The organism is Leptotrichia sp. SK-5 (assembly GCF_055387215.1).
The window spans coordinates 1,640,106-1,653,378 of record NZ_AP028931.1 but is presented as its reverse complement, the minus strand read 5'-3'; the positions used below and the strand labels follow the sequence as shown (position 1 = coordinate 1,653,378).

The window sequence follows — 13,273 nt, the reverse complement described above, 5'->3', positions numbered from 1 at the left end:
GTTATACAGTTTTTCTTTCCTATTTTATTTGAATTTGTGAGAAAAATAGGGTAAAATATAACAATAAAAAAATATTAAAATCAAAATAAGGGGGAACGCAGATGAAAAAAAATGTAGCGGCATTTTTTGATATAGATGGAACAATTTACAGGGATTCTTTACTGATTGAGCATTTTAAGATGCTTGTACAGTATGAATATATTGACATGATGACTTGGGAAGGGAAAGTTAAGGAAAAATTTTCCAAGTGGGAAAACAGAACTGGGGATTACGATGATTATCTAGATGAGCTTGTTCAGACTTATATGGATGCATTAAAGAATTTTAGCAAGGAAGATATGGATTTTATTGCTAAAAGGGTAATGAAACTAAAAGGGGACAAAGTTTACAGATATACACGTGAAAGGCTTAAATATCATAAGGAAAGAGATCATAAAGTTATAATTATTTCTGGAAGTCCAGACTTTCTTGTAAGCAAAATGGCTGAAAGATATGGAGTCAAAGATTACAGGGCTTCTATTTATGAAGTTAATGAAGATGGTATTTTCACGGGGAAAGTAACTCCAATGTGGGATGCCAAGAGTAAACAGAAGGCAATAGCAGATTTTTGTAAAATGTACGAAATAGATTTGACAAAATCGTATGCTTACGGAGATACAACAGGCGATCTGACAATGTTTAAAAACGTAGGGAACGCCATTGCCATAAATCCTGCTAAAAAATTATTGCAGAAAATAAAACGAGATAAGGAATTGAAAGAAAAAGTTATGATTGTTGTAGAAAGAAAAGATGTTATCTATAAATTAAAAGCGGATGTGGATATTATATAAATTGACATTAAACGAATATATTTTTCAATCAAAAATATAATTTGATAAAATAACTTTTTATAAATATGTAAAAATTAAATTAACTAAAGAAAGATGATAATTATGGATAAAAATTTAAAGATAGTTTATTTAGACAGAATTACGGCAGGGCCTATTGATTTGAAAGAAAAATTTTCTAAATACGGTAAATACATTGAGTATGAAGATACTGATTCTAGCGAAATTGACGAAAGAATAAAGGATGTGGATGTTGTAATAACGACCCGGATAAGATTGGGGAAAAAGCAATTTGAGAAGGCTGAAAAACTTAAATTGATACTTGTTACAGCGACAGGATTTAATCATATTGATGTGAAAAGCGCAAATGAGTTTGGAATAAAAGTAGCGAATGTTTCGGGGTATTCGACTAATTCTGTGGCACAGCTTGCGATTACTTTTTTATTGAATGAATTGACACCTGTTAATAGGTATTTTGAGGAAGTTAAGGAAGGAAAATGGATAAATATTGCTGTTCCTGAATATCAGAAATATCCTATAGATGATGCGGCTGGGAAGATTTTGGGAATTGTGGGATTTGGAAATATTGGGAAAAGAGTTGGAAAGATTGCTGAAACGCTTGGAATGAAAGTTATAGTTGCTAAAAATACTGGAAAAGAATATGGCAAAAGTGAAACTGCAATTGGAGAAGATGGAATTTTACGGTATGAATTGGACGAAGTGCTGGAAAAATGTGATATTTTAACGCTTCATGTCCCGCTGACTGATTCGACACGGAATCTTATAAATCTTGAAAAAATGAAAAAGATGAAGAAAAGTGCGGTAATTTTGAATCTTGCAAGAGGACCTGTAATAAATCAGGAAGATTTGTATTTTGCATTGAAAAATAAAATAATAAAATCAGCGGCTGTTGATGTTACAAGTGTTGAGCCAATTGAAAAAAATTCTAAATTATTTGAGCTGGATAATATTTTAATTACACCTCATATTGCTTGGAAATCTGAAAAAAGCATGATAAAGCTGATGGACGATGTTGAGAAAAATTTAAAATTGTTTCTCGAAGGAAAGCTGGAAGGCTTAAAATAAGGAAAATTTTTCAAAAATATTACAGAAAATTCTGTACTAGACTAATATTTTAAAAAATGCTTTTTACAAAAAATTTTACTAGGAATGCGAGAGAGGTGAATGATAATGCTGATAAATAATTTTAGTGGTATAAAACTTGAGTTTGATGGACTTTATTATGGTGGAAATTATGAAATTGAAATTTTTCCAGATGGAAGATTTTATTATTCATACATTGAAAATACATCAGTTGAGCTAAAAAAAGGCTCTTTTCAGATTAATCAAAAGGAAATTATGATTTTTGAAGAAATGATGGACTATTTTGAACTTTTGAAAAATCAGCGAAATTATATGATAAATGAATTCAATTTTGGGAATGGAGTGCTTGTTATTCAGAAAAATAACGGACGTGAGGAAAAAATTAGGCTTGGCAAGGAAATGATGTTTGAATATGCCAAAACATTAATTGATAAATATACAAAAAAATCAAAACGTCTATTTTTACTGGATACTTATTTGGAAGGGGCTAAATATATCAGAAATTTTGCAATTAAAATTAAAGATGAAGTTCAATTGGATTTATTCCGTGAATTTAACGGCATTTCCCTAAATGCAGTGGCTGTATTTAATTCCAATAAGGAAAAAGTAGGATATTTGCCAAAGAATCAAAGTGAAATTATCGCAAGAATGATTGATGCTGGGAAAAAGTTTATTGCAGTGCCGATTCCTTATGATGAGGAGATAGCTCTTAAAATTTACCTTGTAGATTGATTAATAAAAAATTAAAAATTAATATTGACAAATAAATATTTTTGAGGTAAAATAATATCAGATAATTAAAATTAAATTAATTTAAAAAATAGTACTATTATTTAATTGTCAAAAATAAAACAGGGGGAATAATTATGGGATTCAGATTGAGTGTAAAAGGGCAGGAAAATGAAATTTTACTTGATAAGGAAAGCATTCTGGATGTAAAATACATTTCTGAAACGCCTGATGATTCAAATGCGAGAGCAACAGACTTGGGAGTAATCTTGGAAATTCGTGGAAAAATACTGGCAGCAGCAAATGGAGATACGGAAGACGACACAAGAAAAGTAGCACAATGGTCGTTAGTACCATCAGAAGCAAGCGACGCTTATAGACAAGCCAGCCTTGAAATAATTTCAGCAGGACAGATGGTAAGAAAAATCGACATGACAAACGTATTTGTAGTTGATTATATTGAAGAATACGGAAATCAGGCTGGAACTGGAACTTTTTCACTAAAAATAAAACAGAAGAAGGAAAAAGTAAAGGAAGTGGCAATCGAAGGCGGATATGCAACACAGGAAGCCTAATTTAGCAAATTAGAATTTTGAAAATTCTAAAATATATCAAAAATATAAAAACATTTTTGAACTTTGGAAAATTTTTGTAAGTAAAATTATATAAAAGTAAAAATAATCTCTTTTTTCCTAAATTTTATCTAGGATTAGAGGTTATTTTTTTATTAAAATTATAATTATCGTATTATACTATTTTCCATTTAAATAGGAATAATATAAAAGGATTGAATGAATATTAAATTTGAGAAAAAATGTAAAAAATGGTAAAATATATAAATATAAATATTGTTAAAATTTAAATAAAGAAAAGAGGAATAATTAAGTTGAAAAGAGCGGTTATATTGGATACGAGTGCGATTATGTATAGAAGCCATTTTGCACTAATGGGAATGAGAAATAGTAACGGAATGTCTACTGGAGCGACATTTGGGTTTATTAATACGCTGGAAAGCGTGATTAGAGAGTTTAAACCTGATTATTTAGTGGCTTGTCTAGATGTTAAAAGGAGTGAACTAGATAGAACTGGGGAGCTGGAAACATATAAAGCACATAGGGAAAGTATGCCTGAAGAATTGGTTATGCAGATTGATACTATTATGAAGGTGTTAGATGGGTATAGAATTCCGAAATATAAGAAGGCTGGGCAGGAAGCGGATGATGTTATTGCCACTTTTGCCACTAAATTTTCTAATGATGAAGATGAGCAGATTGAGGTTTTTGTAATAACTGGGGATAAGGATTTGGCACAGCTTGTAGATGGGAAAATTAACATTGCCTTACTTGGCAAAGGGGATAAAAATTCTGCATTTAAACATATAAAGACTGATGAAGATGTAGTTGAATATTTGGGAGTTACGCCTGATAAGATTCCTGATTTGTTTGGGCTTATGGGGGATAAATCGGATGGGATTCCAGGAGTTACTGGGATTGGTCCTAAAAATGGGGTAAAACTTATTACGACTTATGGAAATTTGGAAGGAATTTATGAAAATATTGATGAGATAAAGGGAAAACAGAAGGAAAAATTACTGACTGACAAGGAAAATGCCTTTATAAGCCGTGAACTTGCAACTGTGAAGCGAGAACTTGATGTTGAATACGATAAAACTAAATTGAAATTTGAGGAAAAGGATTTTGACAGTCTTTTAAAACTTTATGAGGAGCTTGATTTTAAAAGATTTTCTAAAGCTGTGGAGGAAGAAAAGGAAAGATTTTTGCAAAATGGAAAGCAAAAAGAACTTACTGAAGAAGAAAAGCAAATTTTAGAAAAAAATAAAAAAATTAATGAAGAAAAATTGGAAAAAGAGAGACTTGAAAGAGAAAAAGTTGAAAAGCAGGAATTGGAGTATAATAAGGAAAATCCGATTTTTGATGGAATTTCACATTTTTATGAGCATGTAGAGTACGAACATAATTCAGAAATAGACAAAAAAATTGATGAAATTCAGGTTTTAAAAGAAAAATTGGCAATAGAATATGAGGCTCAGAAGAAAAGGGCAGAAGAGATTGCGTTAGAAAATCAGAAAACTGAAAAAACTAAGAAAATTAAAGATGAAAAAGTGTATTTTGAGAAAAATTATGGAAAAGTTGTGAGCTGGAGTGATGCTTATTCCGTGATTGAGAAAATGGATAAAAAAGTGGCTATTTTTGAGAATATGCTTGGAATTTCCATTTGTGATGAAAAAACGAATATTGTGCTTTTGGACAGTGAACTTCAGGATATTTTGCAAAATGGAAATCAAAAAAATTCAGAGGCTGGAGTACAGATTAATTTGTTTAGTTTAAGTGATAATGCTAATGAGCAAAAAGATAATAAAAAAAATATTGAGAATATTTATAAATTATTGAGTGGGAAAGAAATTATTGCCTATAATGTGAAAGAGTATATGAAAAGTGGGGAAAGTGAGTATTTTGGATATTCTGTTGGAGGCAAAACTTATGGGATAAATAATGACAGGTTTGGAATAAAATGTACTGAATACTTTGATATTTTGCTTGCAAGATATGTACTTGGGACGGAAAGTTTGCAGGAAATTGAAGAAATAATTCTGGATGAGTTTGGTGTTGAGATTGCAACTTTTGAGGAGCAATTTAAAAAGGAACGAAGAAAGAAGGATTTTAGCGATGTTTCTGATGATGTGATTTGTGAGTTTTTATCAAAGAGGACATTTTTTATTTATAAATTGGAAACAATTTTTAGAAACAGATTGCAAAATGAGCAGTTTCTAAATATATTTGACAAGCTGGAAAGTCGATTAATACCAGTATTGGCACAAATGGAAGAAACTGGAATAAAAATTGATAAAAAATATTTCAGTGAATTTCAGAATGAACTGGAAGAAAAGATAAATATGCTTCAAAGTGATATTTATAAACTTGCTGATGGGGAATTTAATATTGATTCGCCACAACAATTAGGGGAAGTTTTGTTTGAAAAATTACAGATTCCATCAGGTAAAAAGACAAAAACTGGATATTCAACAAATGTGGAAGTTCTGGAAATGATTGCTAGCAATACGGAACTCACGGAAGAAAAACGGATGATTGGGAAAAAGTTGCTAGAATACAGGGCTTATAAGAAATTATTGTCAACATACATTGAGCCAATTCCAAAACTGGCGGATAAAGATGACAGGATTCATACGACTTTTAACCAAAATGGGACATCTACTGGACGGCTTTCGTCAGCAAATCCAAATTTACAAAATATTCCTGTGAGAACAGATGATGGAATAAGGATTCGTACTGGTTTTGTCGCAAAGGGAGGGCATAGCTTGATTTCATTTGATTATTCACAAATTGAATTGAGAGTTTTGGCTGAACTGTCAAAAGATAGGCATTTAGTGCAGGCATATCAGGATAATCAGGATTTGCATAACTTGACGGCAAGAAAGATATTTTTCAAAACAGAAGAAGATGAGATTTCACGGCATGAGAGAAGTATTGCAAAAGTAATTAATTTTAGTATTCTGTATGGAAAAACTCCGTTTGGATTGTCAAAGGAACTGGGAATTACAGTTCAGGAGGCTTCTCAATATATTACGACATATTTTGAGGAATATCCTAGAGTTAGAAAATTTTTGGATATTGTGACAGAAACGGCTAAACTTCATGGTTTTGTAGAAACTTTTTATGGTACGAGAAGATATATTAGCGGAATTAATGCTACAAATAAGAACATACAGGCACAGGCTGTAAGAATGGCGGTAAATACTGTCGTTCAGGGAACAGCGGCAAATATTATAAAAAAAGTTATGATTGAACTTCATGAGGAATTTAAAAATGATGAAAATATAAAAATGCTTCTTCAAGTTCACGATGAACTGATTTTTGAAGTTCGTGACGAATTTGCTGAGGAATATATGAAAAAAATTGAAAATATTATGGAAAATACTGTTAAATTTAAGAAAGTTCCGTTAAAAGCTAATGGAAGTGTGGCTAAAAATTGGGGATTATTAAAATAATCATATATTTTATATATGATAGAAATATATATTATATATTTGACTAATTGTTTTGAAATTGTTAGAATAATACTATATAAGGAAGGAATCAGAACAAAAAATGTCACAAATAAGAAAACTGGAAAATTATTTAAAGGGATTAAAAGACGGTACTGGAATCGGAATTGCCTATATTCCCTTTGGAGTTGCAATCGGACTGATTTCAGCCAAAAGTTTTTCCCAAATTTTGCCAATGATTGGGCTTACATCGTTTGGAATGTATGCAGGAGGGGCTCATTCATTACTGTTAAAGATACTTTATGTGATGAAGTCGCCTCCAGTTGAAGTGATTTTATCTATTATTCTTATCAATTTAAGATATTTATTGTTAAATATTGTTATTTTTAGACAGCTTGGTGAAAAAACTCCTATTTTTCAGAAGTTTCTGGTAGGCGTGGGACTTACGGATGAAACGGTAACATATCTGATATTGAAAAAGGCAACAAATGCCTGGTATATGATCGGAGTAAATACAATTCCATATTTTTGCTACTGTTTTGGTACAATTTTTGGAGCGATATTTGGTGAAAAATTGCCAGAATCACTTATGACTAGTATGAATTTTGTGCTTTATTCAATATTTTTCAGTATGTTAATAATGGCTTTAAGCCAAAATTTTAAATATATAAGAATTGTTTTGCTGGCACTTATTATAAAAATGGTATTTTCATTTTTGCCTATTTTAAATAAGGTAAGTTCAGGATGGGTTATGATTTTAACGATGTTTTTGGCAAGTTTTATATATGCACAGCTTTATTATAGAAAATCCTGAAAAGCAGGAAAACGATTAAATTAATAAAGGGAAAGGAAGTGATAAGATTGAATTATAACGAAAATTTAGGGATTTTAACAATGATTTTGATGACACTCATAATCATGACGGTAATACTGAGGACATTGCCAATATTTGTAAAAATTCCAGAAAACAACCTAAAAGTTAATAAGTTCTTTGAAGCACTTCCTTATACAGTACTGACAGTATTAGTATTTCCAGATATTTTCACTTCTACTGGAAGTACAAATTTTGACATAATAAGAGTTTTGATCGGAATGGCAATCGTGGCATATTTAACTTTTAGGAAGACAAATCTGGGAATAATAATAATTGTTTCTATTGTAGTGATATATTTTTTAGGAATGTTAAAAGGAAGTTTTTAAACAAAAACAGAAAATTTTAAAGAAATATAGATTAAAATTGATATTTAAAAAGGATTTTTATGAGTTTAGATAATTATAAAAAATTTTTAGGACAAAAAATACATGTAAAGATGGATAGAAAAATGGGAGAAAGACATCCTAAATATAATTTTATATATCCAGTAAATTATGGATATATTCCAAATACTATTAGTGAAGATGGAGAAGAAATAGATGTGTATATTTTGGGAGTTTTTGAACCTGTTGATGAATTTTGTGGAATATGTAGAGCTATTGTGTATAGGTATGATGATGAAGAGAATAAACTTATAGTAATTCCAGATGGGAAAAATTATACAGTTTCCCAAATGGAAGTACTGGTTGAATTTCAGGAACGTTTTTTCAAACATAAAATTTTAACTGAATAATAATTAAAATTATTTTTTATTTAACAACTGTCAATTTATTATTTTCAATTTTTATATCCTTTATCATTTGAAATTTTTCAACTCCTGATAAATTCAAAATTTCTTTTTTTTCAAGCTGACTAAAAGCATAATTTAACCCTGTTCTGATAATAGGTTTTTTATCAAGATCAATTTCTTTATTTTCTTTTGTAAGTCTTACAATTTGGAAGTCCTCGAGATAAAGATTTGATTTCATTGGATCATAACGAATGTCAGTTGCAAAGGTCATTGTTCCGCTAATCTGATCATTTAATGCATCATTTAGGTATTCTGCTTCAATAATTAACTTATCATTCTCAAAATGTACTTTTGGATTAAATAGTTTAATTTTTCCAAGAGGATAGGATTTTTCTATTGGAAATTTCGAAGCAACAGCACTTTTTACCATAGAATCTGGAATTTTTAACTGATTTTGAGTGTAAATGTAGTAACCTAAGCCTGCAATTAATACAATAACTGAAAAAAATAAAAATTTAAATAATTTCATAGTTATAACTCCTTTTTAAATTATGTTCTGTTTTGGAATTTTTGTTAGATTTGTAAATATTATTTCCAAAATCAAGTAACTATATCACTTAATTATTTAAAAAGATTTTGAAAAAATATTTAATAGTCTTTGAAGAGGGCTAAATAGAAGAAAAGGAATGAGTTAGATAATAAAATAAAATTTTTTTATTGAAAAACCTATAAATATTAGGTATAATAATATTATAATAACTAGAATATAAGGAGGATATGAACAAAATTAAAGTTCATTAAATATAATGGAAGAATTGGAAAAAACACGAAAAATAGTAAAAACCTCATTTTTTATAGCAGTTGTAACTGTTGTGGTGCTTCTTGTGTTTCCGTATGATATGAAACCAAAAGAATGGGAAATTTATGCAAGCAGCTACTTTGTAACTACGTTAGGACTAACAGTTGGAGGGGCTGCTATTGGTATTCTTTTGGGAATGTTGTTAGCATTTTTTAAATTTCAAAAGACAAAAAGTGAAACTGTTAATATGATAAAAGATGTTGTTATTGATGAATATGTTGATATAATGCGTGGTACACCAATGGTTCTACAGCTTTTGACACTATCTTTTGTAGTTGTGATATTTAATAATTACTGGATTGCATTAATTGCTTTAGGACTTAATAGTGCGGCTTATGTGGAGGAGACAATTCGTTCTGGAATTGAAAGTATAGACAAGGGACAAATGGAAGCTGCAAGAGCGACTGGTATGCCTTATAGAATGGCAATGAATGAAATTATAATGCCACAAGCAATAAAAAATATTTTACCAGCACTCTTGAATGAATTTATAAACTTATTTAAGGAAACAGCTGTTGTAGGATATATTAGTGTTGTAGACATTACAATGAACAGTAAAAGTTTACAAGCTGTGTATTATAGTGTAAAACCAATATTGTTTACTGGTTTGGTTTATTATATCAGCGTAAAATTATTCTCATTTATTGGGAAACGATTGGAGATGAGATTAAAGGAAAATGATTAAGATAAAAAATTTGAAGAAGAAATATGGAGAACTGGAAGTGCTAAAAGGAATTAGCACTGAAATCAAAGAGGGGGAAGTAATTTCAATTATAGGGCCTTCTGGAAGTGGAAAATCAACATTTTTACGTTGTATAAATAGACTTGAAGAACCTACATCTGGAGAAATTAAAATAAATAATACAAATATTTTGGAACATGGAGTGGATATAAACAAAATTCGTGAAGAAGTTGGAATGGTGTTTCAGCACTTTAATTTATACCCTCACAAAACAGTATTGGAAAATATTACTTTAGGACCAATTAGACTGAAAAAAATGTCAAAATCTGAGGCAGAAAAATTGGCTGTAGAATTATTGGAAAAAGTAGGACTTGCTGATAAAAAAGATGTTTATCCAAACAAGTTGTCTGGTGGTCAGAAACAAAGGGTTGCGATTGCAAGGGCATTAGCAATGAATCCAAAAGTAATTTTATTTGATGAACCAACATCTGCACTTGATCCCGAAATGATAGGGGAAGTTCTGGAGGTAATGAGAGAACTTGCAAATGCTGGAATGACGATGATTGTTGTAACACATGAAATGGGATTTGCTAGAAATGTTGCAAATAGAGTATTTTTTATGGATGAGGGATATATTTTGGAAGATGCAAAACCACAGGATTTATTTGATAATCCAAAAACAGAAAGAGCAAGGGAATTTTTAGATAAAGTGTTAAATCATTAAAAAAATCACTTTAACTAGATAGTGGGAAAATGATAAGTATTTAGGATAAATTAGTAATTTTAGATAAACATAAATAAAAATGAAATATAAAAATGGAAAGCGAGGAAGGTTATGAAAAAAGTATTTTTAGTATTGACATTGGTAATTTTTGGACTTGTGTCGTGTGGAAAAAAAGATAGTGGGCAGAAAAAATTAAGAGTGGGATTAAATGCAGTTTTTGCTCCGTTTGAATATGTTGAAAATGGTCAAGTTGCTGGATTTGATGTAGATATGATAAATGAAATTGGGAAAAATCTTGGATATGAAGTTGAAATTATAGACCAGTCTTTTGATGGTCTGATACCAGCATTAAAAGCAGGGAAAATTGATATTATTGTATCTGGTATGAGTTCTACTGAAGAAAGAAAAAAATCAGTTGATTTTACAGATGATTATTTTATTTCAAAAGAAACTTATATAAGAAAAAAAGGAAATACAGCAGTTACACCATCTACATTAAGTGGTAAGAAAATAGGAGTTCAACTTGGAACAATTCAGGAAATAGCAGCAAAAGCGATTAACGGAGCAACTGTTGTTCCAAACGAAAGCACAGTAAATACAATTTTGGATTTAAAAGCTGGAAAAATAGATGTGATTATTCTTGAAAAAGCAGTAGCTGAAGAATATATGAAAAAAAATCCTGAAATGGAAATTTTTGATGAAAAACCAGCTAAAATTGGAATGGCAATGGCTGTAAATAAAGGTAAAAACCCTGAATTAATAAAACAAATAAATGCTGAATTGAAAAAAATGAGAGAAAATGGAAAATATGATGAATTAATTAAAAAATATGATTTAGAAAAAAGCCAAAAATAAAATAGCTGACTGAAAAGGGAGGAAGAATAAATCATGAAAAAGCCAACATTAGTTGCAGTTTCTTCAATAGTAGCAATGGCTGTACCAACGGTATCTGAAAAAATAACAACTTCTGATATGAGAAAAGATATAATTCGTGCGAATGTGGCAGATATACAACAGGACGTAAAAAATGATGTCCCTACACTAGATACGCCAAATCCCCAAAAGACAGTATCAGCAGAAGAAAATCCAGATTTAATAACTGTTACATTAACACAAGATGGTACTGGAACGCAAATAGTTGATAAAAAAACATCAACACCAATAGCAGCACCAGAAAAGACTGAGCAAAAATCATCAATTGTTCCTCAACAAGATCCAACAGTAACATCAGTACAATCTGAACAGATATCTTCTGATATTCAGAAAAATCCAATAAATAATCCGGAAAGAGTAGAAATTTCAAAATCAGAAATAATAACGTTGAGAACAAATGATTTGAGCTTTCATAAAAATAGCGTCGATATAAACAAGGAAGCATATTCTGTTTTACGCGATATAAAGGATTATATTGAAAATAATGATTTTATTGTATCAATAATTGGATATACAGATGCTAGGGGTGCCTCTTCATATAATAAAAGATTATCTCTTAGAAGGGCTGAAAAAGTAAGTTCAAAATTGATAGAATTAGGACTGTCTAAAGATAGAATTTTGGATATAATAGGTCGTGGAGAAAGTAATCCAATTAAAACAAATGATACAGAAGAAGGAAGAGAAGGAAATCGAAGAGTAGAATTTAGATTTTTGAAAAAAGGGCAAGTATAACAAGTCGAATTATTTATTTGTTATGGGGAATTATTTCTAGTTTTGGGATAATTCCTTTTAAGTTTATATAAATAATTATTATAATTAAATAAATTTTTTATAAAAAATATTAGTAATACAATTTTGAAACGGAAAGGAAAACAATGATAAAATTAATTGCAATTGATATGGATGGAACTTTATTAAATGAGAAAAAACATATTGATAAAGCACAAAAAGAAGCTATTCACGAAGCAATAGAGGCTGGGATAAAGATCGTTCTTTGTACAGGCAGACCTTTATATGGAATTTTTCCATTTTATGAAGAACTTGAGTTACATGAGCTGGATTTGGAAGGGTATGTTATACTGAATAATGGATGCTCAATTCATAGAACTCACGATTGGGAGTTGATAGATTCGGCTAAGATGACTGCTGATGACATCGATTATTTGTATAAATGCAGTGAAAAAAAGGAAGGTATAAATTTTACATTAGTTGATGAAAAACATTATTTTAATATCGGGAAAAAGCCAACTGATGAGCTTATTATGGATGCAAACTTTGTGTTTTCTGATATTACAGATATAACTTTGGAAGAAGCTAAGAGCGGAAAATACAACATTGTTAAAGCGATGTATTTGGGAAACCCTAAAAAAATGGCAGAGTTTCACAGTAATTATGAAAATATTTTAAAAGAAAATTACAGCCAAGTCTTGAGTCAGCCTTATGTTTATGAAGTATTGCCAAAAGGAAATAATAAAGGAACTGGTTTAAAGGCTTTGGTGGAAAGATTGGGGATAAAACAGGAAGAAGTAATGGCAATTGGAGATGGAAACAACGATGTTGAAATGCTTGAATATGCAAATTATGGTGTTGCAATGGGTAATGCTTCTGAATTAGCAAGAAATGCAGCTAAATATACAACTGATACTAATGAAAATGATGGAGTGGCAAAGGCAATTAGAAAATATGCTTTAAATAAATTATAATTATCATATAGATAATTGTAAAATCAAAAGCTTTAAAAAAATAAAATAGTCTCCAGTAACAAATTTACAGTTTAGAGTTGAAAG

The 13,273-nt window shown here is 30.0% G+C and carries 14 protein-coding genes; 13 read left to right on the top strand and 1 reads right to left on the bottom strand.

Features of this window, described 5'->3' with window-relative positions:
- Positions 1–101: 101 nt before the first annotated feature.
- From ACZ5B9_RS08340 to ACZ5B9_RS08305, 8 genes are all read left to right on the top strand, one after another.
- Entirely contained in the window at positions 102–830 is a 729-nt protein-coding gene (locus ACZ5B9_RS08340) for an HAD family hydrolase (protein WP_021769026.1), read from the top strand.
- A gap of 102 nt (positions 831–932) precedes the next feature.
- On the top strand, positions 933–1,913 hold the full coding sequence (locus ACZ5B9_RS08335) for an NAD(P)-dependent oxidoreductase (protein ID WP_464422182.1): 981 nt from the start codon (positions 933–935) through the stop codon (positions 1,911–1,913).
- 105 nt (positions 1,914–2,018) lie between these two features.
- Positions 2,019–2,663, top strand: a complete 645-nt coding sequence (locus ACZ5B9_RS08330; protein WP_315288608.1) for an HIRAN domain-containing protein — start codon at positions 2,019–2,021, stop codon at positions 2,661–2,663.
- Positions 2,664–2,797: 134 nt separating this feature from the next.
- Complete coding sequence (locus ACZ5B9_RS08325; protein ID WP_021743260.1) at positions 2,798–3,235, top strand: hypothetical protein; 438 nt, start codon at positions 2,798–2,800, stop codon at positions 3,233–3,235.
- Between the two features lie 311 nt (positions 3,236–3,546).
- Complete coding sequence (polA, locus tag ACZ5B9_RS08320) at positions 3,547–6,687, top strand: DNA polymerase I (RefSeq protein WP_464422181.1); 3,141 nt, start codon at positions 3,547–3,549, stop codon at positions 6,685–6,687.
- 100 nt (positions 6,688–6,787) lie between these two features.
- Positions 6,788–7,498, top strand: a complete 711-nt coding sequence (locus ACZ5B9_RS08315) for an AzlC family ABC transporter permease (protein WP_464422180.1) — start codon at positions 6,788–6,790, stop codon at positions 7,496–7,498.
- A 38-nt stretch (positions 7,499–7,536) separates the two neighbouring features.
- Positions 7,537–7,884 (top strand): AzlD domain-containing protein, encoded by a 348-nt coding sequence (locus ACZ5B9_RS08310; RefSeq protein WP_464422179.1) that lies wholly within the window; start codon positions 7,537–7,539, stop codon positions 7,882–7,884.
- A gap of 59 nt (positions 7,885–7,943) precedes the next feature.
- Entirely contained in the window at positions 7,944–8,291 is a 348-nt protein-coding gene (locus tag ACZ5B9_RS08305) for an inorganic diphosphatase (protein ID WP_006803784.1), read from the top strand.
- Between the two features lie 16 nt (positions 8,292–8,307).
- Here the strand turns inward: ACZ5B9_RS08305 and ACZ5B9_RS08300 are convergent, their stop codons facing one another.
- Positions 8,308–8,817, bottom strand: a complete 510-nt coding sequence (locus tag ACZ5B9_RS08300; protein WP_021743886.1) for a DUF1439 domain-containing protein — start codon at positions 8,815–8,817, stop codon at positions 8,308–8,310.
- 277 nt (positions 8,818–9,094) lie between these two features.
- On the opposite strand from ACZ5B9_RS08300, the gene ACZ5B9_RS08295 reads away from it, so the two are divergent.
- From ACZ5B9_RS08295 to ACZ5B9_RS08275, 5 genes are all read left to right on the top strand, one after another.
- On the top strand, positions 9,095–9,832 hold the full coding sequence (locus ACZ5B9_RS08295; protein ID WP_464422178.1) for an amino acid ABC transporter permease: 738 nt from the start codon (positions 9,095–9,097) through the stop codon (positions 9,830–9,832).
- Positions 9,825–10,553 carry an amino acid ABC transporter ATP-binding protein gene (locus ACZ5B9_RS08290; protein WP_021768337.1) on the top strand — a complete coding sequence of 243 codons (729 nt, stop codon included), beginning with the start codon at positions 9,825–9,827 and terminating at the stop codon, positions 10,551–10,553. The genes ACZ5B9_RS08295 and ACZ5B9_RS08290 overlap by 8 nt, the downstream gene beginning before the upstream one ends.
- 111 nt (positions 10,554–10,664) lie before the next feature.
- Positions 10,665–11,408, top strand: coding sequence for a basic amino acid ABC transporter substrate-binding protein (locus ACZ5B9_RS08285; RefSeq protein ID WP_464422177.1), 744 nt, complete (start codon positions 10,665–10,667; stop codon positions 11,406–11,408).
- Positions 11,409–11,441: 33 nt separating this feature from the next.
- Positions 11,442–12,218 (top strand): OmpA family protein, encoded by a 777-nt coding sequence (locus ACZ5B9_RS08280; RefSeq protein ID WP_464422176.1) that lies wholly within the window; start codon positions 11,442–11,444, stop codon positions 12,216–12,218.
- Between the two features lie 143 nt (positions 12,219–12,361).
- Positions 12,362–13,189: a Cof-type HAD-IIB family hydrolase gene (locus ACZ5B9_RS08275; protein ID WP_464422175.1), complete on the top strand. Its 828-nt coding sequence runs from the start codon at positions 12,362–12,364 to the stop codon at positions 13,187–13,189.
- Positions 13,190–13,273: the final 84 nt, after the last annotated feature.